Consider the following 26,380-nt stretch of genomic DNA (forward strand, 5'->3'; position numbering starts at 1 on the left):
TCGAATGCCACGATGCCACTTAACCCTACGCCAGTGGCCCCCGTTGCACCCGTAATGCTTGCGCCAGTTACACCAGTGCCTCCTGTGACTCCTGCACTTGCTAGTAACGTATAGTCTGGTGAACTTCCAGGTGTACCCGTTGGTGCGGCGACATTCGTAATATATGTGCTACCATTAGACGTTACAATCTGACCTGCTGGATATGTTGGCGCTTGAGCAGGATCGAATGGTACCATCCCAGTGAGCCCCATACCTGTAGCGCCGGTAGCCCCCGTCGGTCCTGCACCAGCGATTAATGTATAATCAGGTGAACTTCCAGGCGTGCCTGTCGGTGAGGCGACATTGGTAATATACGTACTACCATTAAACGTGACCACTTGGCCTGCTGAATACGTTGGCGCTTGAGCTGGGTCAAAGGTGATAGAACCGTTAAGGCCCACCCCAGTAGCTCCTGTTACTCCTGATGCAGCGATCAATGTATAGTCCGAAGAAGTACCTGGCGTCCCTGTCGGACCTGCCACACTGGCAATATACGTACTGCCATTATACGTAACCACTTGACCTGCGGGATATCCAGGTGCAAGAGCAGCATCAAAGGCAACAGCTCCGGAAAGTCCTAAACCCGTAGCCCCAGTTGCACCTGTAGAACCGGCGGCAAGCAAGAGCGTGTAATCAGGTGAACTTCCAGGTACACCCACCGGGCCATTTACGTTAGCCACAAAAAGACTTCCATCATAACTAACTACCTGGCCTTGCGCATAAGTTGATCCAGCAGCAGGGTTAAACGTTGTAATATTGTTTAATCCTACACCGGGAATTCCTGTCGCTCCTTGTGGTCCTTGTGGTCCTTGTGGACCCTGCGGGCCTATAGGGCCGACAGCACCCGCAGAACCAGCTGGCCCTGCTGCACCCGTTGGACCAGTAGCTCCTCTCAATCCAGGAACACCAGGGACCCCTGGTACGCCTGGAACACCGGGAGGACCTGCAGCACCTGTAATCCCCCCCGTACCAAAAGTCGTTGTGGCTCTGCTTAGCGAGATAGATATGGAACGAATTAATCCGACTAACCGATCTTTTACTTCGGGAGGTACCTCCAAAAGCAATGTTACACTTAACAAGTCATCCAACAGATTTTGCAAATTCCCTGCGAGATTAATTAAAGCAACAGGAATGACTTCAGAAGAAGCAATGGTCAGTTCTAATACAGCTTGAAGCTCCGCTTTTACCCCAGCTCGGAACTCAGATTCATTAACAAAAGTAAGTAACTGACGTAATCCGTTCTGCAACGCAAGTATATTTGATGCACTCGGCTGACTAATTGCACCGGGAATGGTTACAGCAAGAGAACGAAGAATCGACTCATATTGCTCAAGTTCACTAGCTGTTATGGGGATAAACGGCGAACCTGCCCGGAATGATCTCCCTTCCAAAAACGCTTTAATATTTACTCTTTTACGTCCATCGGACATACTTTAATCAATCCTCCTTAGACATCTTATTTTTCAATCTTATGAAGGAGGAGTTCAAAAATTATCTTGGACATTTTTTTGTGGACAAAAAAGGATACGACCTTGTTCCACGTTGAACAAGATTAAACGGAATACTTCAACAAAAAACACCCTCTATCAGAGGGTGTTTCGGCACATTTTGTTTAAAATCAACCTATTTCGAAGATTCGACCGGAAATTGTAATATAAACTCCGTTCCTTCACCAAGCACACTATTGACATGAATCGTGCCCTGATGAGCATCTACGATGTTTTTTACGATCGCCAAGCCAAGCCCGGTTCCCACACTTTCTCCCCGAACGCGAGCTTTATCCGCTTTATAAAAACGTTCAAAAATAAAAGGTAGGTCTGATGTAGGAATACCCACACCCTGATCTTTTACACTCACTCTGGCAAAAGGAGCACGCAAGTTAGTGACAAGCTCAGCAGAAATTTTCACACTTTTACCAACAGGTGTATGTCTGAATGCATTATCCAGTAAATTCGTGAATACTTGCTCCAGCCTGTCTTCATCTGCTTGTTGAAGTGAGATCATCTGCTGTTTGCATTCGAATTGAAGTTGAATCCCCTGTTCCTTCGAGCGCACCATAAATTTGCGATAAATACGTTCGAGAAGTTCACCGAGTTCAACTTCCTTCATGTTCATGTCAGTATGCCCTGCATCCATACGGGCCAGATCAAGTAAATCCTTGACCAGTCTACCCATCCGCAGTGACTCATCGTGAATGACCTGAATCAGTTCTTCACTCTCTTCGGGCGATGTTGCCATCCCGTCAAGTAAAGCCTCGCTGTATCCCTGCATCATTGATAACGGTGTACGAATTTCATGAGATACATTAGCAACGAAGTCCCGGCGCATCTTCTCCATCTTCACTTCTTCGGTAACATCTCTCAAGACAGCCACCGCACCCCGTACCACACTATCTGCATACAAAGGGGCCATTTGAACAGACCATACTCCTTGTTGCACATGAACATTGGAACTCTGGTCCCCACCTTGCTCCATCACCAGTCTGAATAAGGGTACAAGCGGTTCAGGAACATCACGGGACGGGTTCGCAGAAGGATGACCATCCAAACCCTCATCCTCCTGAGCCCAGTCTAGAGCATACCAGGCCTGCATAATTTTCTCACCAGGCGGATTCGTCAAAATGACCTTGCCTTCACCATCAAAAGTAATCACGGCATCCGTCATGCTTCGCAGCACGCTCGCCAAATGTTCCTTCTCATGATTCAAATTGCGAATGGTATCTTCCAGTTGAACAGCCATATGATTAAATGTATTTGCAAGTTCACCAATTTCATCATTGGTACGGAGAGAAAGTCTCGTTCCATAGTTCCCTTTACGAATGGCATTAGCTGCCTGAATTAATTGTTGCATAGGCTGTGTAATTTTGGTGAACAGAAATAATGCAAAAAACGTTGTTAGACTGAATCCAACAATGCAAATATAAGTAAACAGCCTTTTGATGTCTCTAGATTCAGACTCAGCAAAGTTGGTATCGATATAGGGTAGCAGAAAGAGCCCTAGCGCAATCAGCACACAGCCCACAAGGCATATAATTGTAATCCATAACTTTCCAACCAGTGATCTCCAGAAAGCAAAGTTATTTCGGTACTTCCAGTTTATAACCGACACCCCACACGGTTGTTATCATCGCTGCCGATTCAGGGGATACCTTGTTCAGCTTCTCACGAAGACGCTTCACATGGGTATCCACGGTACGAAGATCACCGAAAAATTCATAGTTCCATACATCCTTAAGTAATTCTTCTCTGGAGAAAACCTTATCTGGCGATGTTGCAAGGTAATGCAACAACTCATATTCTTTAGGTGTCAAACTGATCTCTTCACCACCCGCAGTCACGCGGTGTGCATCATGCTCAATAACAAGATGTGGAAATACAATGTTGTTGCTTGAATTGCTTTCCTTCGAAAGATATGCTGTTGCCGAAGAGCGACGCAGAATAGCCTTCACCCGGTAAATCACTTCACGCGGACTGAATGGCTTTACGACATAATCATCTGCCCCTACTTCAAAACCTTGTACACGGTTAATCTCTTCCCCTTTTGCGGTAAGCATTAATACAGGGGTAGATTTGACCTGACGAAGCCGAGTGCATACCTCAACACCATCCATACCTGGTAGCATAACATCCAGCAAAATCAGACCGTAATCTCCGGCCGTTGCTTTACGAAGCGCTGTTTCGCCATCCTCTGCTTCATCAATTTCATAACCTTCTTTTTCAAGATACATTTTAAGCAGTCTGCGGATTCTTTCTTCATCATCCACGACCAGTATACGATTCTCATGTTCTGACATGCCCACTCAAGCCCCTTTACAATAACTCCTCATCACTTCTATTATGTTCGATCTTGCGAACAATATTTGAATACCCGTTTTACTGGAACGGGTATATCATGAATTACCGTTGTTTTGCCACTACTTTTAACTGACTTTACTAGTCTGCTCCAGCATAGGAATGCAATCCTGCAATGATCAGATTTACACCAACCAGTGTAAACATGACAACCAGGAAACCGAGCACAGCAAGCCAAGCGGACTTCTGTCCCTGCCATCCTTTGGATAAACGCAAGTGCAAATACACACTATAATACAGCCAAGTGATCAGTGCCCATACTTCTTTGGGGTCCCAGCCCCAGAAACGACTCCAGGCAATTTGTGCCCAGATCATAGCAAAGATCAGAGCTCCCAGCGTAAAAATAGGGAATCCAATCGCAATAGCGCGATAACTGATCTCATCAAGGTCATCCGCGTCAATTCCGTTCATCATCGGCTGTAACGCTTGTCCAAGCGGTCTGCGTACAATTAAACGAATGATTCCATATAAAATCAGACCCGTAAGGATTGACCAGATGACTGTATTCAGCTTACGTCCTGCATTCACGCCATTCATCCATGAAGGCGTCTCAAGCAACGGCTCCTTCATTCCAAGGAACGGTTTCAAGCTCTCCACTTCACTATTATATGGAGCAAAAATAGGAGGCATGCGATAAATCACTTTCTCTATTGTACTATTTTCTTCTCCCTTTGTGTCAATGGTGACTGTTTTCTGTACAAAAACGGCCTCATAACCGGATGCACGGAAGGCAAACACGGTTCCAATAAATCCGATCACCACAACGATGGTAATGAGTGTAAACTCCACCCAGCCGCGCTGACGACGAGAAGATTTGTCTTTTCCACTAAAATCAACGGTACGAAGCAGATACATAAATGCCGCAGCAAAACCTACTGCGAAAAACGCTTCACCCAAGGCAGCCAGCGTAACGTGGATCTTCAACCAAATCGATTGTAATGCGGGAATCAATGGCTGAACTTCCTGTGGAAATACGGCCGCATATGCCATAATGATAATGGTGAGTGGAAGTGCAAACAAGCCCAGCAGAGATTTGCGGTAAATTGCGTACACAACGATAAACGCTACCATGATCATCATGGATAAAAAGGACATAAATTCGTACATATTACTTACCGGAATATGGCCTGCACCAATCCAGCGGGTTACAAAGAAAACCAAATGTGCTGCCAACGCGACCGTAGATGCAATAAACGCCCGTTTACCCCAACGATTCAAATGATCGATCGGATCGCGGTTACTCCATTTCTTGCCCATGACGGCCACGGCATATAATAAAAACGCAGCACAATACAGAAAAAAAGATACGATAAATGCGTCGCTGCTGAAATCCAGTATATTCATGCTTGGTTCCCCCCGTTATCCAACGACTTCTCATCCACTTCCAGATTCATCTGTTTCAAAATGCCAGCAACTTCTCGTCTGAAGCCGAACCAGTTTTTGTTGGTATGCCCGCCAAGCGTAATTCGCTCATCATCGAATCGAATCCAAATGCGGCGATGATGCCAATAAAAGCCCATGACAAGACCCAGCATGACAATGCCTGCCCCTACCCATACAAATGGCATCGCTTTGTCCACACGTATATTCAGGTAGCTCACCGATTGAATAAGATCTACCTTGTCCATACTATCGACCTCCAGTTGTAATGGAAGTTCCCCTCCTATTAGCTGGCGGTTGATTGCGTCCTGTTGAAAACGTTGCTTGTCAATTTGTTTGGCAAAATATAAGTATTGAATCCCCTTCTCTGGCAGATCCGGACCTTCAATATGAAAAAGAAATGCAGGTGCATTGGGTGAAGGTGATTTTGATTTGGGTTCTCCCTTATCATCCAGAGTAAAATCCATAAATTTTTCTTTCACCGTCAATGTATATGGTCCTGCCTCAAAGGTGCGTTGCGTGTCCATCATGTCAATCTTCAAAGAACCGTATACTTCACCCGTTTTCACATTGACCAGATCCGGTGTCACCGAGCGAATCGTCGGGGTTAGATCGTAGTCAAACTGGTATGCCTTAAGACCATGGTAATTCAGTGGCTGGTTCACCCGTACGTCATGTCTTGCAACCTCTGCAAGCTGAGGTTTTTTGGAGAGATCCGAACAATCGGCTGTGCATTCGTACAGAACAACCTTGGTTTCAAACAACTTGGGAACTGTTTTATTCAAATTTTTGAACTGCTCAGGGACTTCGTCGTCACTATAAAACTCCACATTAAACTTCTCATTTTTCAGATACATGGACGTGTTTGGAATTTTTTTAATTTCCCCTTCTGGAAAAGCAACATGTTCGTCCAGATTTAAACCTGGAAGTCCGCGAGCGAGTACAGCGAGCAGAAAAATAATAAGTCCAATATGAATTACATAAGGACCCCAGCGGCTAAAACGTTGCTTCTCCGCAAGCAAAGCATCCCCCTGTGTGTGAACACGATATCCTTTCTTACGAAGCGGCGTAACCGCTTTCTTAATCCACTCTTCAGGTGCCTCTTCAATAGAACCTTGATACACAAGTCGCTGCCGCGTCAGGAATTGCAGGTGTTTCCGTATCCGCTGCTTGTTCAGCGCTTTGTACAGTGGAAGCACACGATCCAGACTACAGATCACAAGCGATGCTCCGATCATCACCAGCAGTAGAATAAACCACCAGGATTCATATGTATGAGACAGTCCGAGAAGATAATAAATATGGCCTAACTGACCATAGGTTTCTTTGTAATAAACCGAAGGATCAATATTCAGAAATGTACTTTCTTGCGGGTAGATCGTACCTAGCATGGAACCAAGGAGCGTGAGCACAATCATATAAACTGCAATTTTGACAGATGAAAAGAAATTCCATATGCGATCAATAATATTGGGATTACTTCGCTGTGAACGCCGAGCCATCCCATCATAACGCATCTCTAACACTTCATTCGATTGAGCGGTTTCCTCAAGAAGCGGCTTACCACACGCCTCGCACAATACGGTTCCTACCGGATTCTGATGGCCACACTCACATTTCGTATTTTGGAACACAAGTAGACCTCCTGTCAGGGCTGCTTCGCCAGCTGTGAGATTTGAGCGTCAAGTGTGTCCAAATCCAATTGCCCGATATGAATAGTGGAGATTTTTCCCGTTTCAGATACGAAAAACGTTGTTGGCATCGGAGAGATCCCATAGTCTCGAACGGAGTTTTTATCCCGGTCTAACATAATAGGAAATGTAACACCCACCTGCCGTACAAAATTATCTACCGTCATCTGATCTTCTCCAACGTTGATTCCAACAAATTGCACACCTTTATCTTTCCATTTGTCAGCCTGCGCTTGAAGAGCAGGCATCTCTTTCACACAAGGCTCGCACCATGTGCCCCAAAAATTGATAACCATCGCTTTTCCTTGATACTCATCAGACGTATGAACTTGACCATCCAGGCCCAGCAGTTCAAAAGAAGGGGCTCGATCCCCTTCCTTTGGCTTGCCATTCGAGCCGGATACCGATGTTGTAATCGCGTATCCACCCAACACCAGGATCAAGCACAAAATAACGATTTGCACCGTTCTTCTTGATTTTCCCATGTGCTGCTCCCCTTTAAAGTGACGATTTCATTTGCTATATAAGTTGAACTAAAGATTTTACACAGCCCACTCCAATGACAGAATAACCTTACAATCGCTGTTATCCCCAGATTTTTTTGAATCCCTTTTAATAAGGGAAAATCCGGTGATAAAGGCGACCGCTTCGCTTTTCCAGTTTTTTTCTGTCCTCTCCGTTAACGTGTAAAAGAAGTGTTCCACTTATTTAGACTCTTGTTATAGAAGCTGTGAACACTCTATGAACAATTATAGCGAATTTCGTCACAAATCTGCGGCGGTTTTATGAAAATTATGTGTCCTCACATTACCTTTTTTTCATTTTTTTGGCGGGTTCCGATTTTGCGAGCGTAATCAGATTGTTAACTTCCTCTTTGGTCAGATTACGTGTCAGCCCTCTTTTCAGATTTTGCAGCAAAATGCCTCCAAACGAAATCCGCTTCAGACGTGTTACCGGATGATTGATTGCCTCAAACATACGTCTTACCTGACGGTTTCGTCCCTCATAAATCGTAATCGAAATAACAGCCTCATTGGTTGCTGTATCCACATCTTTGTACTCGACCTCTGCTGGCGCTGTCATACCGTCTTCAAGCATAATTCCATTTTTGAGCTTTTCCAGTTCCGTACCATGTGGTACCCCTTTAACTGTTGCCAGATACGTTTTGGGCACGTGATGTTTAGGATGTGTCAGCAGGTGCGCAAATTCGCCATCATTGGTCAGAATAAGCAACCCTTCGGTATCATAATCAAGACGTCCTACCGGATAAACACGTTCCTTAACACCTTTCAGATAATCCGATACGATCTTACGGCCTTCCGGGTCTGATGCGCTTGTAATAACCCCTTTTGGTTTATTCAGCATCAAATACACTTTTTTCTCACTGCGGATCGGTTTTCCATTGACCGTAATGATATCCTCTTCGGGGTTTGCTTTCGTACCGAGTTCGGTCACGACCTCCCCGTTAACTTCTACTTTGCCGGACAGGATCAGTTCCTCACTCTTGCGGCGGGATGCAATGCCTGCCTGCGCGATAATTTTTTGTAATCTTTCCATGTTTGTCATGTCACCTCACACTAATGATACCCATCCAACCGGGAAATCACAAGGATTATCCAATGTTTTTGTGAACGTTCGAGCTTTATCGCTAATTTGTGCGTTGTAGAACAGATATTTTATAGTCTCGATATACAAAAAAAGCTTACCCTCGCCACGGCTGATTTCGTTCAGACCACGCAAAGGTAAACCCTTATCATCTATTTAATTCGTAGTTCATTTCTAATTCGCAACTTTGCCTGCCACCACAACCGGCTTTTTCGCTGGAACAGCTGCTTCTTTCACAAATGTCTGCAATGTCTTTGAAGAAATAAAATACGTCCGTCCACCATATACAAACGTCATCATGCCAATGACGTGTTTATTCTGATCAAGCACTGGTCCACCTGAATTGCCTTGAGCCATTGCTTTGACGATGCTTCCAATGCCTACTTTTCCCGGTACTTCACTCGCCAGAGCACTAAATACCCGACTCTTCGCTATCGTGTTGTATGTCGAAGGAAAATCATCATCTAATATGACAAGATCTCCCGATGGGTTTTTAGGAAATCCAATGGTATAAACAACCTGATTGTCCCTCGCATCAGCAAACTTCACCGGTTCAGCGTCAATCGGTTTGTCCAGCTTGAGTAAAGCCATATCCGTTACAGAATCAGTTTTAACAATTTTAGCTTTAACCGCCTGATTGAGCGCACCTGGGCTCGCAACCGTCAACGTCCCTTTATCTCCGCCAGACAGCTCAGCGAATTCCTGAACAACATGGTAATTGGTTAATACTTCATCTTTCGATATTAGAATCGAAGTTCCCACGTCATAATAAACCATATCCGGTTCATTTGCTTTAACCAAACGCACATTAACAACCGGAAAAGAATCGGCCGTAGTCGCCATTTGAGCACGTAATGATTTGTCAAAATAACCTGTAAAATGAATCGTCTGTTCAGCTTGAGCACCTGCTAACCCTGTCGAACCTGCAAGCATCGTTATAGCGAGCATACTTGTCAACCCGTAACGGAGCATTCGTTTCCAACTCTTCTGCATGTCTCACTCTCCTCCGTTATTATTCTAGCATAACTAGTATATCGGTAGGAAAGGAGTAATAGTTTAACCAAAAACGATCAAACAAATGGCAAGTGCAGCTATGAATCCAATGACATCCGAAAACAATCCAACCTTAAGCGCATACCGTCCATTCCGAATACCGACTGCCCCGAAATACACGGTTAGCACATATAACGTCGTATCCGTACTGCCTTGAATGGTAGAGGCCATCCGGCCAATCATGGAGTCAGGGCCATACGTTTTGATCAAATCCGTTGTAAATGCAAGCGAGCCTGTCCCTGTTAATGGTCGTAATATCCCTAGCGGAAGGACTTCTCCAGGCACACCCATCCATGAGACGAGAGGAGTGAAGAACTGAATCACAAAATCCAGTGCTCCCGAGGCACGAAAAACACTAATGGCAACCATCATTCCCACCAGATGTGGGATGATGCTGATTGCAGTCGAGAAGCCGTCCTTGGCCCCATCAACAAAGGATTCATAGACCGGGACCTTTTTGGTAAACGCATATAATGGAACAAACGCGATAATAACCGGAATGGCCCAGACAGATATCCAGTTAATGAAGGTTAACAAGGTTGCTCATCCTTTCATGCCGGGATTACCGCTCTTGGATATGCGCGGCGATCTGCGGAGAGTTCTATTTCGATACCAGCGATCAGCCATAATGGCAGCAAGCGTAGCTATAATGGTAGCCATTAAAGTTGTGCCTACAATCTCCGTGGCGTTCGCAGAATGATAGTTCAACCTGATCGCTATCAGCGTTGTTGGAATAATCGTAATACTCGCGGTATTCAGCGCCAGCAGTGTACACATAGCAGGGGATGCGGTCTGCTTGTCAGGATTCAGTTCCTGCAATTGTTGCATCGCCTTAATTCCCATGGGCGTAGCCGCATTCCCTAGTCCAAGCAAATTTGCACTCATGTTGGATAAGATGTAACCCATAGCCGGGTGGTTTTTGGGTACATCGGGAAATAGAAATCCGACCACCGGGCCAAGAAGTTTTGCAATCCGTCCAAGAAGGCCGGCATCTTCGGCCATTTTCATCATTCCCATCCAGAATACGAGTACACTGATCAGACCGAAACATACCGTCACACCGGTTGCCGCACCATCAAATGCTGCCTGGGTGACCACTTCAATCTTCCCGTTCACTGCTGCAAAAACAAAGCCGATCAAGATCATCATTAACCAGATCAGATTGATCATTGGAATCATTCCTCCCAGTAACAGCAAGCACAAGAGCGATCTTTCTATCCTTAAATCAGAATCAAGGTGATAACAGTCGACTTAGCACTGCCTTCCATGCGGAAACCCAAGTCGTGACCTCTCCTATTCCACCTATAGTTGCATCTGCGATGGGCGGCTCTGGCGGAATATAGCTACCTTTGTAATACACAGGTATCGAGCCGATTGGTTCGCCTTTCAACTGCATTTCAATTCGCCCGGCTAGTCCAAACGAAGGATCTGTTGATTGTTTATTCTCTGTCACAGCGTCCTGTGTACGTTTATCCAGCAGAACCAATGTCTTGGTTATGTCTTCCTGTTCTCCTTTGGCGAGCGGGTATTTAAAACCACGCCCTGTTACGAGTTCCATGTTCTGAACAGGCTGTTCCTGTGTGGCAATCTCGATTAGTGGGAAATGTTCAAAGCCGAAATCCAGCATCTTCGCATGATCGTTCCAGTCATCGCCATCGTTAAGTGTCACCGCGGCTAGCTGTTGCCCGTCACGAGTCGCTGAGCTGACCAGGCATCTGAATGCCTTTTTGGTGTATCCAGTTTTCACCCCATCCGCACCTTCATACAAGCGAAGCATTTTGTTTTTGTTATGCCAGGAGTACTCCCAGCTTTCATTCGGATTGGGGGCGGATTTATTTTCTGTTGCCACGATGCGTTTGAATACCGGGTTATGGAGCGCGTAAGCCGTTAACCTCGCCAGATCGTTTGCGGTAGAGTAATGACCTTCGGCATCCAGACCATGTGGGTTCATAAAATGAGAACGAGTCAAACCGATCTGCTCTGCCTTCTTATTCATAAGCAAAACAAAACCTTCTTCTGAACCGCCGACATGCTCAGCAATTGCCGAAGCCGCATCATTACCTGAGCGAAGCATAAGACCGTATAACATATTTTCTAGTGTCATCTCCTCGCCCAGTTTAAGGTATAGCGAAGATCCTTCTTTGGCAAAAGAAGATGGTGTAACCTTGACCTTTGCATCTAACTTACCTTCTTCAATCGCAACGATGGCAGTCATGATTTTAGTCAAACTTGCGATGCGCGACTCTTTGTCCCCATCTTTACTATACAGAATTCGCCCTGATGTCACATCGATGAGCGCTGCACTTTGCGCATGAGTAGACGGTCCAGCAATGGTCGCCTGAACTGACGATGCACCCATAGTTGAAAGTAACAGTACAGGCAAGAGCGTACCTACAATAACCTTCATTAATTTTCGCATCCACATTCCTCCGGGTCGCTTGGAATCTTGTACTATCCTATGTCTGGACAACCCAGAGTATGTCCCGCACAGGAAAAAACAGCAAAAATCCCTCTTGCACTTTTGAAGTGCAAAAGGGATTACGAATTAATCATATGACTCAGCTATACGTTGTATGATCCGTTGTCACCCGCACATCATGTTCTGTTGTGCCATGATTACGGTGGCGGAACATTTCCTGAATGCGATCGAGTACATAAGGTGTTGAATCAATCAATTTTTCGAACAAGTGCGTCGAATTGTCAAGCGGCACGATGTGCACACCTTGCTTGCCAACAACCAGAAAAGCGATTGGACGGATGGATACACCGCCACCACTACCACCGCCAAATGGGGAAGCAACCTTTGCGGAGTGAGCATGTTCTGTTGTGCTTGATGCGCTGTTACCTTTTCCATCACTTACATTAAAATCACTTCCGCCTGCCGCGAAGCCAAATCCGACTTTACTAATCGGCAGAATGACCGTACCATCCGGTGTTTCTACAGGATCACCAACGATTGTATTGACATCTACCATGCCCTTGATATTTTCCATTGCAGTTTCCATTAATCCTTGAATTGGATGATCTGACATGTGACTTCCCTCCAGTTTCAATAATAAACTATATCCGTTGAGCTTAAGCAGATTAACACAAACAAGTTGTGTCAATGATTAATCAACTTATATAGGTTTTTGATCTAACCATATCATCCCCAAACTTGCAGGACTTATGTAATCAATACAGGGAATCGTTATCGCATGTTCTCGTCGCAGAACCTTAACACCAATACAATGGATTCAATCTCAGGCTAGTTAAGTTCTGCTTTAACGAGCTTCCTTTTCCGCAATGTGCCTATGCTTCTTCTTTTGCTTTGATTTGCGGCGTTGCTCCCGAAGGAGTTTAATCCACATTCGCCAGCCACCCTCGACCTGCAGCACGCGGGTAAGCAGTCTCATTCCAGCAATTAAGATGGTCGTCATGCGGATTCGCAGTTTGAAATCCAGTTCTGTTCGAAATTCCATCTCGTCGGACCATACCGGAAGAACCTCAAGGTCAGGCACCGTTTTGAAACGCATTTGGTACGTTAAGAAGCCAACAATCATGGACTTAATACTCCATAACCAACCTGTTAGCATTGCTGTGTAAGCAGCATCACCTACACCAACCGCAGTAGACCAGAACAGATTCGTTATATATACTCGTCTGAGCGTCTGTCTGACCCATACTTTCAGAGCCTCTGTTGCTCGAAGCATCACCTTGACTTCTTTTACCCAGTTTTTTACTTTTCGTTTGTTCACCTGCTCGCTACCCAAAACTTCTCCTCGGGAATGGTTCATGGACTGTTCTGTTTTAAGCAAGAAGCCTTCTTTCATATTTCGGAAAACAATGCTCGGAATTTCGTAATTCATCCGCACGAAGCCATACAGCAGTCGAACATTGATATTTGCGTAGTCATCGCTCTTATGTTTGCGAAATATAACATGAACATGAACATTTGAGATGAGGACTGCGGCAATCAGCAGTGCGATGAACAAACCGATTCCTCCAAGCCAGATCCACACAGGCCTTACCTCCAAGCCCTCGATTCTTATCATGTCTAGTATGGCATTCCTTGCTGGAAAAAATTCACGAATGCCATGAAATTCCCCAATTTTTGCCGAAATCACCATTGAAATGCCCGATATCGTATACATCATTCCAGACAACTTCACCGCTGTTCTGGAGAAAATACAAAAAGACAACGTGGATCGATCTCCACATTGTCCCTATATGGCTTTAACTATTAGCATTTATTAGGAGGAGGAACCCGAAGAATCATCCTCTGGATCTACAGCGATATCTTCTTCCGGGAATGCTCCTTCCTCTTCAAAATCAAACACGCTTTGTACGTCAGTATCCGAGACATCCGGCTGATTCATGTCCAACTTGTTGAATAACAACTGCGTTTCTTCCTCCAAGTTTTCCGAATCTTCAAACAAACCCGGTTCGGGAAGATCTTTAATCGAAGCTAGTCCGAAATAATCAAGGAATGACTTCGTTGTTCCGTACAAAATCGGGCGTCCAATCGCTTCCGCTCTCCCCACTTCAACAATGAGATCCTTGTTCACGAGTGTATGGATAGCACGCTCCGATTTTACGCCACGAATCTCCTCAATCTCCACCCGTGTAATGGGCTGACGATAAGCTACAATGGCCAAAGTTTCAAGCGCCGCTTGGGATAACGATGTACGTGCAGGAGAGTAAGCTAGCTTCTCAAAATAGGCCGCATGTTCCGGCAATGTTCCGAGTTGCACGACACCTGCAATCTTCAGAATCTGCACACCTCGCCCTTGCCTTGCAAAATCGCCGATCATGTCCTCAATGGCATCCGTAACCAGTTCTACCCGCTGGTCCACAATTTCAGCAATCTGTTTGACACTTAGACCTTCTTCTCCGGACAAAAACAAAAGGCCCTCAATAATCGACTTCAATTTCGGAAAATCCATGATTCGTTGTTTCCCCTCTCCACTCCATAACGATATCCTCAAACAACCGTTCCTGGTAACAAACAATCTGCTTCATCTTCATCAGCTCCAGCACTGCTAGAAACGTAACCACGATCTCATGGCGATATATCTGATCATCCATAAGCTTGGAAAATAACAACCGCCCCCCAGGACCTAAATGCTCCAAGGCACCAATAACTTCACGTATGCGATCCTTGACCGAAATTTCGTCCCTTTTGATCCGGGTGACCGTTGTACGCTTCTCAGCCTTTCGAAGTGCTTTCTGAAACGCCGCGATGAGATCAGAAGTATGCAGACCTTGCACCGGATTCGTTTGTTCCTCCATAGGCATATAAGGTCGCAAATCTTCGGGCTCTTTGGAAAAAATAAGACTGCGTTCCCATTCCCGTTCATGCAGATGCCGCGCTATTCCTTTATATTTGCGATATTCGATAAGGCGTGCAATCAGTTCGGCACGCGGATCATAATCCTCATCTTCCATATAATCATAATCCTCGAAATCCTCGATTACCGGTGGTTTGGGCAGTAAAAGTTTGCTCTTGATGGACAGCAGCGTAGCTGCCATCACCAGAAATTCACTTGTTATATCCAGTTCCAGCTCCTGCATGGAATGCAGATACGCCATGTACTGATCGGTAATATCGCTGATGGGGATATCCTGGATGTCGATCTCAGCCTTATCAATCAGATGCAACAACAGATCCAAAGGCCCTTCAAAAGTCTCCAGTTTGTATGTAACTACCGTCACTAGACGAATCCTCCCGCCAGAAAAATACAAAACCCTGCCAGCCGTCCGAAACCGGTATCCCGATTTCGTCTGCGCAAAGCAGGGCACTACTATTAAATAAGCACTATTTTAGCTGTTTCGTCAAGTTCGCCATTTCAATTGCAGCTGTAGCAGCATCCCAGCCTTTATTGCCGGCCTTCGTTCCTGCACGCTCAATCGCCTGTTCAATGTTCTCCGTAGTAACCAATCCAAAGATGGTCGGCACCCCTGTTTTCAGATTAATTGCCGCTACCCCTTTAGCCATCTCGTTGCAGACATAATCATAATGTGTTGTTGACCCACGGATAACCGTTCCGAGTGTGATGACCGCATCGTATTTGCCGCTTTCGGCCATTTTCTGAGCGATAAGCGGGATTTCGAAAGCTCCCGGTACCCAAGCTACATCTACTTCATTATCTTGCACACCGTGACGTTTGAACGCATCCAGCGCCCCGCTAAGCAACTTGCTCGTAATAAATTCATTAAAACGTCCAACTACCACGCCATATTTTAAACCTTCCGATACCAAATGTCCTTCAAAATAGTTAGGCATTATCGTCATCTCCCTGTAAATATATAATGTTATAGGTGCTGCAATTGAACATGTGAAATCTCCAATAATTACATATCAGAAAATTATCGTGAGTAACTGAAATCACTGTTCATTCTGCTCGATATCATCAAACTTGAGCATATGGCCCAATTTGGCTTGCTTGGTGTGAAGGTAAGCTGTATTATCTTCATTCTCCTGCATCTGAATCGGTACACGCTCTACCACTTCCAAACCATATCCTTCCAAGCCTTTAATTTTCCGTGGATTATTCGTTAATAATCGAATCTGACGAACGCCAAGATCCTTCAAAATTTGTGCACCGATCCCATAATCGCGCAGATCAGCAGCAAAACCAAGCTTCAGATTGGCATCCACTGTATCCAGACCTTCTTCTTGCAGCTTGTAAGCCTTGAGTTTGTTGATTAAACCGATCCCACGGCCTTCTTGTCTCATATAGAGCAGTACGCCATTACCCTCATCATGGATCTGCTTCAGCGCCGCATCAAACTGCGGGCCGCAGTCACAACGGTGAGAGTGGAACACGTCGCCAGTCAAACATTCGGAGTGAACACGAACCAATACAGGTTTGGAACCGTCAATATCCCCTTTGACCAAGGCAACATGTTCTTTATTATCCACTGCATTCGTATACGCCACTGCCTGGAATTCGCCAAAGTCCGTCGGCATACGAACGGAAACTTCACGTTGCACCAGCTTCTCCTTCTCATTCCGGTAACGAATCATGTCCTGGATACTAATCAGTTTCAGATCATGCTTACGTGCAATCTTCTGCAGATCAGGAAGTCTGGCCATCGTACCATCTTCCTTGATCACTTCACAGATGACACCTGCGGGGTAAGAGCCGCACATGATCGCCAGATCAACTGCTGCTTCCGTGTGTCCGGCACGACGCAACACACCGCCGTCTTTGGCAATGAGCGGAAACATGTGACCCGGCTTGCGAAAATCACTGCTTTTCGCATTCGGATCAATCAAACCTTTAACGGTAATGGAACGCTCATGCGCCGAGATTCCCGTCGTTGTATCTTTGTGATCCACAGAGACCGTAAAAGCTGTGCCATGGAAATCTGTATTCTGCTGAACCATCGGTTTCAAATTTAATTCATCTGCACGCTGCTGCGTAATGGGAACACAGACGAGTCCTCGACCTTCGGTAATCATGAAATTGATGACCTCAGGGGTTGCTTTTTCAGCCAAAGCAATAAAATCCCCTTCATTTTCCCGATCTTCGTCATCGACCACAATTACGGGTTTACCACGCATTAAATCATAAATAGCTGCCTCAATTGAGTCCAGAATGGATGGCTCGGATTGTTCTGACATCAGCTGCACCTCCTGTTTCCAGTTCTATGTTTTATCCCTGTCTTTCCTATGTTTATGCAAACCCGTGATTGGAGAGAAACTCTTCACTAAGACTGCTTGGCTTGCCTGTTCTCGTTTCCGCATGGCTCTTGCCGTATTGCAACAGATGATCTACATATTTCCCCAAAATATCACATTCAATGTTGACGGTATCTCCTGTCTTTTTGACATTCAAAACCGTTTCCCCAATCGTATGGGGAATAATCGAAACCGTGAAGGAACTTTGAGTCGTCTGTACCACTGTCAAGCTAATCCCATCCAAAGTGACCGAACCTTTTGGAATTAGAAATTTGAAAAGTTCATGGTCACCCGGTCTGATCTCGAAAACAACTGCATTCTGATCCCGAGTAATACTACCGATAACCCCAGTCCCATCCACATGTCCCTGCACGATATGACCGCCGAATCGTCCACCGGACAACATGGCCCGCTCCAGATTAACCTTACTGCCGGACTGAAGCTGATTGAGATTGGTGTGTCTATACGTTTCCGGCATGACGTCTGCGGTAAAACCTCCGCCTTCCAGCGTGGTCGCGGTAAGACAAACCCCGTTAACCGCAACACTGTCACCAATTTTGAGATCGTCCATAATGACAGAAGCAGCGATGTTCAGAACCAGGGCCTCACCTTTACGGCCAATGCGCCGGATCTGACCGACTTCTTCCACCAAACCCGTAAACATGCTATCTTCCTCCTATTCTGGCCAAATCGGAATACCGCCAATGCTAATATTATCTCCAACTTGCTCAATTTCCAGCTGATGCAATTGGATTGCCTGACTCATGCGCTCTACGCCTTCAAAACGGAAACTTCCCGGAGTATCATATCCACCCACAATCTTGGGAGCGATAAACATCAGTAAACGATCTACGAGCCGTGCTTCCAGCAATGCACCATTTAGTGTACCGCCGCCTTCTAGCAGAATCGAGCCAATATCCCGCTCTCCCAGTTTGCTCAGCCCATGTAGCAAATCTACGCGTGGTCCAGGCCCACAGCGAATAATTTCAACACCGTAAGCCTCGAGTCGCTCAGCCGCTTCCTGGCTAGCCTCATCGGTTGTAAGCACCCAAGTTGGCGCAAGTCCGTCCTTGACCATTTTGGAGCCTACAGGCAACCTCAGCTTGGAATCCACAACGATCCGTACCGGACTGATGCCTTCTACCTGCAAGCGGGTAGTCAGCTCCGGATTATCGGCGATTACCGTATCCACGCCAACCATAATGCCTTGATGACGATGACGAAGCGCATGCACGATCTCACGCGCCAGTTCGTTGGAGATCCATTTGCTGTCCCCGCTACGCGTAGCAATTTTTCCATCCAGCGTAGAAGCTGTTTTGAGGGTAACGAAAGGAAGGCCTGTTGTAATAAACTTGATAAACTTTTCATTCATACGTCTTCCGCGTTCGCGCAAAACACCCACTTCAACTTCGATGCCTTGTTGACGCAACATACTAATGCCTGTACCAGAAACCTGCGGATTCGGATCTTCACAACAAACCACCACCCGTTTAACCTTCTCATGGATCAAACGTTCGCTACAGGGTGGCGTTTTGCCATAATGACTGCAAGGTTCAAGCGTTACGTAAACGGTACTCCCCTCCGCGTCGCTTCCAGCCATATTCAGCGCATGCACCTCTGCATGGCCTGTACCTCGTTTCAGATGGCTTCCTAGACCAACAACACGTCCTTCTTTAACAACGACACATCCCACGACAGGATTAATTCCGGTCTGTCCTTGTGCCCGTTCTGCCATATCCAGTGCTAACGCCATATAAAATTCATCATTGATCATTTCCATATCCGTTCACCCCACGGTTATAATCTTGAACTAAAAAATCCCCACCGAACAATCTGTTCAGGTAGGGATGATGGAAGACTACTGTCATCTGCAGGAGAGATGAAACACACCAATACCGACACTTCACCAAAACCAGTTAACAGGTAAGTGAAAACAAACACATACCTTATTGCATACCCATTCGAGCTATAGAATGATATACAAAAAATCAGGTGAAGAGTTTCTATATAACGGTATTATGTACCAGAAAACTCATTATAAACAAGCCTTCCACACATATCATCCAAACGAGCTGAATGCTATGCGACATCACTCCTGCGGAGTGTAACCACACCGGCTTACACCCACTCCTTCTCCCATCCAGACTATACTGTCGGTTCTGGAATTACACCAGATCAGCCATCTGCTATAAGCAGACAGGTCACGGACTTTGCCATGTCGGTGGAAAATAATATCCCCAACACGCATCACCGCCGGTAGGGAATTACACCCTGCCCTGAAGGATCGCTTTCGTTATTAATTGGATGTTAGCACTTTAATGTCAAAAAATCAATTCATTTTTGTTTCTTTTTGTCACATACTAACTTTTAATAAGCATTTATATTACAAAATCCGCATCTCAGACGAGACACGGACTTCATCAAATATTCACAATAAATTCTAAAGGTCCGGAAAACACCAGCTGGCCATGTGCCTCAAATCCTTTGCAGCATGGAACGGAACACTCTCAGGTTTGGGCTGGGAAGCATTAGGAGCTGGCATATCGCGGGCTACTCTTCTAACCCAACTGGTCGAGTCGATTCCAATGGCCGAACACTGCCAGCGCTCATCCGGCCTTGGACGAACGGTCAGAATAAGGTCTTCTTTTCCTGGCATATCGGGGAACACGCCATCCAGATATTCAACAATGGTACGTTTGTCCTTCACTTCATGACAATATACAGTAACCCAAGAACCACTAAGTACTTTCACTGCATATACGTCTCCAGGCTGCACTTCACCTGTACCGGCATCCGGAGATTTTTTCGGCACCTTCGCCTTGGTACCTACACCTCGTCTGCTTTCAAATGCACCAATAACGGTCTCACTCGCCAGTGGATTCGGTTCAGGCTTGTTCTCAAGCGATACATTACTGCAATCGAATTCACCAAAGATCAGGTTCAAATTGTGCTCGTTGATTCCTACAGATGAATCCCACCATGCCAAGGGAGCTTGTACCTCAACGCGGGTATTAGGTCTCTTGTCGCGTTCTGCATATGAGGTGAAGGCTGTAATCATTCCTGGCTGTTCTGGCGTGTCCAGAATGCCGATCAGCGCCAGCGTTTCAAGCAAATCGCGGTAAACATATACTTTTTTCGTAGGCAGGAGTTGTTCTTTTTTGAGCGCATCCGCTGCCTTGCTGTACCGAGTCTTAGGTGGCAGATTACGCAACACCGTTAACACCGCGCGTAACGTCCAGCGATCATACTCATTAGGAACAGGAGGCGCCTGCGAAGCAGGCATCTCTCTCAGAGCGAGTACATGTCCAAAGATATCTCCATCAAGCGGTGTACCGTTGGTCATTCGCCAGTACCACTGAAGCGAAGTATCTACTCCGTCATTCACATCCAAACCACAGATCTGGCACTTGCGACTGGAAGGATATGGACTATATTCATGGTCAGGTATGCTGGCTGCAATCAGTTTTCCTGCAAGAAGTGAACGCCAGATCATTGGCGCTGACCATAGAGAAGCCACAAAAGCCTGAGCAGCCTCCTGAAGTGTCCAACGCTCAGCCAATGTTCTCAGTTCTCGGATCGTATCCTCATGCTGCGGTCTTTCAAAGTGATTAGGCTCATGTCCAGTAGCCTCTAGTGCCTGTAATTGTTCCGCCGATACGTCCTCTGGTACATTGTGTCTTGAAGCACGTAACTCCTCGTCCCAAATCGTGCTCTCACTATAAATATGTTGAAGTAATTTCAGTTGCTGTACAACATCTAAAGTCAAAGTAACAACATCCTTTCACAGTAGTTCTGAAAACATGCAAACTCAATATAGTGCGCTGTCAAACCTCATGTATTCGGTTTCAACAGTCTGTACCTAGCTAGAATAACCTACAATCAACTCGTCCCGCCAGTTCCTTTAAGCTTATTTTAATAACACTTTGCAAGGCAATGACGCAAAAAAGTTGTACAATGCACAAAACCCCTGGTACTTCCGTAATAGGAATGTACCAGGGGTTAACTTGATGCCGCCGAGCAGATTCAGTTGAAATTAAACTTCTACAACTTCAACAGTTTCCATTTTGTCGCGGCCTTCGAATGCATCAACAAACTCCATACCTTTGCTTACTTTACCAAATACAGTATGTTGTCCGTCCAAATGTGGCTGTGGTTGGTAGCAGATGTAGAACTGGCTTCCGCCTGTGTTGCGGCCAGCATGTGCCATCGCAAGTGTTCCACGCTCATGTTTGTTCGGGTTGATCTCACAGTTGATTGTGTAACCAGGACCGCCAGTACCGGAACCGCTAGGGCATCCACCTTGAGCTACGAAGCCCGGAATTACACGGTGGAAAACGAGTCCGTTATAGAAACCGGAGTTTGCCAATTTTTCAAAGTTTGCTACGGTGTTTGGAGCTTCTTGATCGAACAGGTCAATCAGAACTTCTCCGCCGTTTGCCAATTTAATTTTCGCTTGTTTCGCCATATGTAAATGACTCCTTTCAATTTTGAGCAAAAGTAATTGTGATGCAATACCAAACTTGTGGTCAAGCATTACAGCACTTTTCTTAGTGTACACCGAAAAGGGCCGAATCGCAAAAGAAAGAGCTATTTTTTTGATTTTTCTACTCTCAAGTACAAACCTATACCATACCAAATAGATGCAATATTCACAGCAAAGGACGGAAAGGGCAAGCCCATTCCGTCCTCTTCTAATGCTATAGGAACTTGTGATATAGAAAAATGGAGTATTTCTTTTCCAGATCCCTGCTTGATGAATTAACGAGTAACTGGCTGTTTGCCAATACGTGCTGGCACGAGGTCATTTTGAATAATGTCCTGATATGACTCACGACGTACAACTACATCGCCTTGACCATCTTTGACAAACACAACTGCTGGACGACGAATCCGGTTGTAGTTGCTTGCCATAGAATAGTTATATGCCCCTGTGCAAGCAACGGCAAGCAGATCACCGCTCTCCACTTTTGGCAGATCCAGATCCCAAATCAACATGTCACCGCTCTCGCAACATTTACCCGCTACAGAGACCGTTTCTGTTGCCGCTTCGTTTGCACGATTTGCCAGTACAGCCTCATATTTGGACTCATACAATGCAGGACGTGGGTTATCCGTCATACCACCGTCTACAGCTACGTATTTACGCACGCCTGGAATGTCTTTGCTCGTTCCAACGGTGTACAGCGTTGTACCTGCTTCACCTACGATGCTGCGGCCTGGCTCAACCCAAATCTCAGGCACTGCATAGCCGATTTGTGCAAAATGATTTTTTACCGCATCGGTAATGGCCTTCACATACTGAGCCACTTCAAGCGGCGTGTCACCGTCAATATAACGGATTCCGAATCCGCCGCCCAGGTTTACGACTTTGAATGCCACATTCAGGCGCTCATATACACTTGCTGCAAATTCAGCAACACGTTGAACCGCCATCTGGAACCCTTCCACCTCAAAGATCTGGGAGCCGATGTGAGAATGAACACCGAGCAATACCAGGTTGGATTGTTTGGATGCAAGTTCAATCGCCTCAAATGCTGTACCGTTGCCGATATCAAAACCGAACTTGGAGTCCGTTTGTCCTGTCGAAATATATTCATGCGTATGCGCCTCAACACCCGGCGTTACACGCAGGAGGATGTTTACTTTACGGTTTTTGTCCGCTGCGACAGCTTGGAGCAGGTGCAACTCGTTAAAGTTGTCTACTACGAAGCATCCAATCTCAGCGTCAAGCGCCATTTCGATCTCTTCGATCGTTTTGTTATTGCCGTGGAAATGAATGCGTTCTGCCGGGAAGCCTGCTTGCAATGCCGTGAACAGTTCGCCGTCAGAGACAACATCCAGAGAAAGACCTTCCTCTGCTGCAAGAGCACACATCGCCATTACACAGAATGCTTTGCTTGCATATGCAACTTGGAAGCCCAAACCTGAAGCGCGGAAAGCTTCCATGTACTCTCTGCAGCGCTCGCGAACCAATTGCTCGTCCACAACATAGAGCGGCGTTCCAAATTGCTCTTTCATATCCGTAACGTCTACTCCACCAATCTCCAGGTGACCTTGCTCATTTATTCTACTTGTACCGTGTAAATACATCGTTTGCATTCCTCACTTTTTGTATACTGGAACAGTTACTATTCCATTGATTTTACACCAGTATATCAAATTAAGCCGGGAGATGAATGGATTTTTCGGCACATCATTTGTGTTTTTTACTTTTTCGCAATTCACCGTCGGGATCCTCAGACATCTTGGTGTTGTCACGCGTTTTGTTGAATGATGGACGTTTCTTGCTGACAAGCAATGGAACCCTGAACAGGAAGTTGCCAAATGCCTTTGCATTAAAAGGTATAAATGGCCACAGATACGAGGAGTTGTATGAACGGTGAATGGTCAACGCCACAATCAGCAACGTTGTTCCAACGACCAGACCCGGCACCTTGAATATCGCAACTGCAACCAGTAGCAATAATCTGACCAATCTGTTCGCCAGTCCTAACTCGTAACTTGGTGTAGCAAACATTCCGATCGCCGCAATAGCCATGTAGAGCACAACCTCATTGACAAAATACCCCGTTTTTACCGCGATATCTCCGACCAATATAGCCGCAATCAGACCCATGGCTGAAGCCAGAGGGGTCGGGGTATGAACTGCAGCCATCCGTAATAAGTCTACACCCAGCTCGATGAGCAGAAACTGAATAATAATCGGCAGTTTCACGCTTTCCTGTGGGCCGATGAAATCCAAACCGACGGGTTTCAGCGAAGGCTCGATGACCATCAGCATCCATAGTGGCAACAGAAACAGAGAGATCAGGATGCCTGCAAAACGCACCCAGCGCAAATAGGTTCCCATAAGAGCAGTCTGCCTGTTCTCCTCCGCATGTTCGCATAGATCAAAAAAGGTCGTCGGCAAGATCATTACGCTGGGGGAAGTATCTACAAAAATAACGACTCGTCCTTCCAGCAAGTGAGAAGCTGTAACGTCAGGACGTTCCGAATAACGAACCAGGGGGAATGGATTCCATCCTTTATTAATAATCGCTTCCTCCAACTGTTTATCAGCTGCCGGAATGCCGTCGATATCGATACGCAGTATTTTTTCACGAACCGAATCGACCTGCACCTTATCCACAATATCGTCAATGTACACCACACATACATCGGTTTGTGTTCTTCGCCCAACCTGCATGATCTCAAACTTCAGCCCAGGGTCACGTATTCTGCGGCGCACCAGCGTCACATTCGTAAGCAGAGTTTCTGTAAAACCATCCCGTGAACCGCGAACGACACGTTCAAGCGAAGGCTCCTCGGGGGAGCGAACCGGATAACTCCGAGTATCCATAATGAGAACAGATCGGTCGCCCTCAACAAAAAAGGCACTCATTCCAGTCAGTACTTTACTGATGACGGCACTCATCTTTTCTACTCGTTCTACCTGGATATGAGGAATGTAACATTCAAAATAAGATTTAAGCGCGTGATCGGATATTTGATCTGGTGAGAGATACGTTAATCGTTTTAACACTTCAAGCAAAATCTCGTCTTTGGCAAAACCACTCAACATCAGTAGCCCTGCATGTTTGCCACCAAGCACCATCTCCCTCAGCGTAACATCAAAAGACTCGCCAAGACCGAGCACTTGCTTCAATGTGTTTTTGTTATCACTCATGCGCGGAGAGATGTCGTCATTGTGTTGCCAATAGTGCACGGATTCCTCGATACTGTCAGACATCTCGTTTTGCTTTTTCTTCTGATATTCCCTCTTCTCTTCTTCCTTCTGGATTTCATAAGCAGACTTATGCATCATATCTTCCGTAGTGCTATCTTCTTGTTCATGACCCGCTTGATTGTTATGTTCGTCCATGTCCATCCTCCTTAAACCTGTCATGCTGCTTTACCGCTGATAAACGAAAAAGTCAAACAGTGATCCTGTCATTTTCCCCAGAATCATCGCCAGCAACAGTCCAAACAAATATGACCGCATGCCCAACCTTTTAGCCAGAACGGGTAGCACGTTTAATACTTCTGTCAGAGCGGCAGCCAGCAGACCAATAAAAACGCCGCAGAACAGTCCAACAATCGGGCTAAGCAACATGATGCCATGCATCTTCCAATGCCAGAAATCAGCTACCGTGCCCAGCAACGAACCTCCGATCAAAGCTCCCTCGTACCAATGCGTTTTATCATAAGACTGCGTGACTTGCGCCAGCCTAGGGATCATGTCGAGCACAAGAATAAGCGCAATAACACCACTCCCCACAGCGATTCCCCCGGCAATGCCAAGCACAATACTGATCGCTCCGTTAATCACGCTCATCGCCTTTCAGCTCCCTTTGACTCTGCTTATGCATTCGTTCGGTTTCTTCAATCACGACAAATTGATCTACATTTTGCTGGTAAAGGAACATTTCCACTTCTAGCGGTGTTGGCTCTTCATTCCACTTTTTCTTAAACAGATGATTGAAAAAAACGGCCATGCCAAAGCCGATTCCGAGGGAATAGGCGAGCTGAAACAAATACGGATGCTCATCTCTTTGTCCTGTGAGCATCTCCACAATGCGAATCTGTACCTCTTGCATGTTTACGTCTGCGTGAAAATTCATAATCGTTAGAGCTGAGCCGAAGAACAGTAGCAGCCATACCAGAATAAATAGAGATTTCGAAGCCTGACCACTACCTGCGATCACTTCGACTAACGTATGCCCCGATCCCATCAACTCCACATTTACGTCCGGCAACAGTTGCCGAATACGGGGAATAATCTGCAAAATGTCAATGAGAATCAGGTTGCCGTCCTCCGGTCCAGGCGTCAGCAGTTCAAGTTCCAGCAGCCTGTCTTCCTGATCCTCGGATAAGGCCAGTACGTGGGCGATATCCCGCAGTTTGACCGCTCGCCCTCTCTGAATGCGAATCCGGCTGCGCATGCGGACGTAGACCGTGGGAGTGGGTGTCTGAGACATCCACAGCACTCCTTTACTGCGTAATTTAGGTTAGTATTTGAAGATTGTGCAAATTTATTACATTTAAATTGGAAAAGAGTGTGGAGGGGGCGCTGGACGCTCCGAAATGGATCGGTGTCGGGCGCTGGTTATCCCCGG

At 46.0% G+C, this 26,380-nt stretch carries 25 protein-coding genes and 1 riboswitch; all 25 genes read right to left on the reverse strand.

What is annotated here, in order from left to right:
• Window positions 1–1,469 (reverse strand): collagen-like repeat preface domain-containing protein (locus tag H7T88_RS29090; protein ID WP_221791535.1); only part of this gene is annotated, 1,469 nt, incomplete at its 3' end.
• Between the two features lie 193 nt (window positions 1,470–1,662).
• Entirely contained in the window at window positions 1,663–3,060 is a 1,398-nt protein-coding gene (locus H7T88_RS27400; RefSeq protein ID WP_261769245.1) for an ATP-binding protein, read from the reverse strand.
• 55 nt (window positions 3,061–3,115) lie between these two features.
• On the reverse strand, window positions 3,116–3,832 hold the full coding sequence (locus tag H7T88_RS27405; RefSeq protein ID WP_110894386.1) for a response regulator transcription factor: 717 nt from the start codon (window positions 3,830–3,832) through the stop codon (window positions 3,116–3,118).
• Window positions 3,833–3,971: 139 nt separating this feature from the next.
• Window positions 3,972–5,234 carry a cytochrome c biogenesis protein CcsA gene (gene ccsA, locus H7T88_RS27410; RefSeq protein WP_221791537.1) on the reverse strand — a complete coding sequence of 421 codons (1,263 nt, stop codon included), beginning with the start codon at window positions 5,232–5,234 and terminating at the stop codon, window positions 3,972–3,974.
• Window positions 5,231–6,904, reverse strand: coding sequence for a cytochrome c biogenesis protein ResB (resB, locus tag H7T88_RS27415; RefSeq protein ID WP_221791539.1), 1,674 nt, complete (start codon window positions 6,902–6,904; stop codon window positions 5,231–5,233). The genes ccsA and resB overlap by 4 nt, the downstream gene beginning before the upstream one ends.
• A 14-nt stretch (window positions 6,905–6,918) precedes the next feature.
• Window positions 6,919–7,446, reverse strand: coding sequence for a redoxin family protein (locus tag H7T88_RS27420; protein ID WP_145413182.1), 528 nt, complete (start codon window positions 7,444–7,446; stop codon window positions 6,919–6,921).
• A gap of 322 nt (window positions 7,447–7,768) precedes the next feature.
• Window positions 7,769–8,518, reverse strand: a complete 750-nt coding sequence (locus H7T88_RS27425) for a pseudouridine synthase (RefSeq protein ID WP_123062202.1) — start codon at window positions 8,516–8,518, stop codon at window positions 7,769–7,771.
• 222 nt (window positions 8,519–8,740) lie between these two features.
• A complete protein-coding gene (locus tag H7T88_RS27430) occupies window positions 8,741–9,559 on the reverse strand; it encodes a S1 family peptidase (protein ID WP_221791541.1) in 819 nt (272 codons plus the stop codon).
• Window positions 9,560–9,622: 63 nt separating this feature from the next.
• Entirely contained in the window at window positions 9,623–10,156 is a 534-nt protein-coding gene (locus H7T88_RS27435) for a spore maturation protein (RefSeq protein ID WP_221791543.1), read from the reverse strand.
• A 6-nt stretch (window positions 10,157–10,162) separates the two neighbouring features.
• On the reverse strand, window positions 10,163–10,789 hold the full coding sequence (locus H7T88_RS27440; protein WP_090922320.1) for a nucleoside recognition domain-containing protein: 627 nt from the start codon (window positions 10,787–10,789) through the stop codon (window positions 10,163–10,165).
• 61 nt (window positions 10,790–10,850) lie between these two features.
• Window positions 10,851–12,038 (reverse strand): D-alanyl-D-alanine carboxypeptidase family protein, encoded by a 1,188-nt coding sequence (locus tag H7T88_RS27445; protein ID WP_221791545.1) that lies wholly within the window; start codon window positions 12,036–12,038, stop codon window positions 10,851–10,853.
• Window positions 12,039–12,177: 139 nt separating this feature from the next.
• Window positions 12,178–12,651, reverse strand: a complete 474-nt coding sequence (gene ytfJ, locus H7T88_RS27450) for a GerW family sporulation protein (protein ID WP_221791547.1) — start codon at window positions 12,649–12,651, stop codon at window positions 12,178–12,180.
• A gap of 231 nt (window positions 12,652–12,882) precedes the next feature.
• Complete coding sequence (locus H7T88_RS27455) at window positions 12,883–13,800, reverse strand: DUF2953 domain-containing protein (RefSeq protein ID WP_221791549.1); 918 nt, start codon at window positions 13,798–13,800, stop codon at window positions 12,883–12,885.
• 51 nt (window positions 13,801–13,851) lie between these two features.
• Window positions 13,852–14,544: an SMC-Scp complex subunit ScpB gene (gene scpB / locus H7T88_RS27460; RefSeq protein WP_221791552.1), complete on the reverse strand. Its 693-nt coding sequence runs from the start codon at window positions 14,542–14,544 to the stop codon at window positions 13,852–13,854.
• Window positions 14,513–15,313: a segregation and condensation protein A gene (locus H7T88_RS27465; protein ID WP_090922401.1), complete on the reverse strand. Its 801-nt coding sequence runs from the start codon at window positions 15,311–15,313 to the stop codon at window positions 14,513–14,515. Before H7T88_RS27465 ends, scpB begins: the two co-directional genes overlap by 32 nt.
• Window positions 15,314–15,416: 103 nt before the next feature.
• Window positions 15,417–15,884 carry a 6,7-dimethyl-8-ribityllumazine synthase gene (ribH, locus tag H7T88_RS27470; RefSeq protein ID WP_090922403.1) on the reverse strand — a complete coding sequence of 156 codons (468 nt, stop codon included), beginning with the start codon at window positions 15,882–15,884 and terminating at the stop codon, window positions 15,417–15,419.
• A gap of 102 nt (window positions 15,885–15,986) precedes the next feature.
• Entirely contained in the window at window positions 15,987–17,228 is a 1,242-nt protein-coding gene (locus H7T88_RS27475; protein WP_260511182.1) for a bifunctional 3,4-dihydroxy-2-butanone-4-phosphate synthase/GTP cyclohydrolase II, read from the reverse strand.
• Between the two features lie 52 nt (window positions 17,229–17,280).
• Window positions 17,281–17,949: a riboflavin synthase gene (gene ribE / locus H7T88_RS27480; protein WP_090922407.1), complete on the reverse strand. Its 669-nt coding sequence runs from the start codon at window positions 17,947–17,949 to the stop codon at window positions 17,281–17,283.
• A gap of 12 nt (window positions 17,950–17,961) precedes the next feature.
• A complete protein-coding gene (gene ribD, locus H7T88_RS27485; RefSeq protein ID WP_221791554.1) occupies window positions 17,962–19,065 on the reverse strand; it encodes a bifunctional diaminohydroxyphosphoribosylaminopyrimidine deaminase/5-amino-6-(5-phosphoribosylamino)uracil reductase RibD in 1,104 nt (367 codons plus the stop codon).
• Between the two features lie 344 nt (window positions 19,066–19,409).
• A riboswitch (FMN riboswitch) is annotated at window positions 19,410–19,573 on the reverse strand.
• Between the two features lie 152 nt (window positions 19,574–19,725).
• Window positions 19,726–21,051: a hypothetical protein gene (locus tag H7T88_RS27490; RefSeq protein ID WP_221791555.1), complete on the reverse strand. Its 1,326-nt coding sequence runs from the start codon at window positions 21,049–21,051 to the stop codon at window positions 19,726–19,728.
• Window positions 21,052–21,318: 267 nt separating this feature from the next.
• A complete protein-coding gene (locus H7T88_RS27495; protein ID WP_090922413.1) occupies window positions 21,319–21,750 on the reverse strand; it encodes a peptidylprolyl isomerase in 432 nt (143 codons plus the stop codon).
• Between the two features lie 293 nt (window positions 21,751–22,043).
• Window positions 22,044–23,375: a diaminopimelate decarboxylase gene (gene lysA, locus H7T88_RS27500; RefSeq protein WP_090922415.1), complete on the reverse strand. Its 1,332-nt coding sequence runs from the start codon at window positions 23,373–23,375 to the stop codon at window positions 22,044–22,046.
• A 103-nt stretch (window positions 23,376–23,478) separates the two neighbouring features.
• Window positions 23,479–25,089, reverse strand: a complete 1,611-nt coding sequence (locus H7T88_RS27505; RefSeq protein WP_221791563.1) for a spore germination protein — start codon at window positions 25,087–25,089, stop codon at window positions 23,479–23,481.
• Window positions 25,090–25,176: 87 nt separating this feature from the next.
• On the reverse strand, window positions 25,177–25,599 hold the full coding sequence (locus tag H7T88_RS27510; RefSeq protein WP_221791557.1) for a stage V sporulation protein AB: 423 nt from the start codon (window positions 25,597–25,599) through the stop codon (window positions 25,177–25,179).
• Complete coding sequence (locus H7T88_RS27515; protein WP_221791559.1) at window positions 25,586–26,242, reverse strand: stage V sporulation protein AA; 657 nt, start codon at window positions 26,240–26,242, stop codon at window positions 25,586–25,588. The genes H7T88_RS27510 and H7T88_RS27515 overlap by 14 nt, the downstream gene beginning before the upstream one ends.
• Window positions 26,243–26,380 lie beyond the last annotated feature (138 nt).

Source organism: Paenibacillus cucumis (ex Kampfer et al. 2016) (genome assembly GCF_019748695.1).
Classification (GTDB): domain Bacteria; phylum Bacillota; class Bacilli; order Paenibacillales; family Paenibacillaceae; genus Paenibacillus; species Paenibacillus polysaccharolyticus.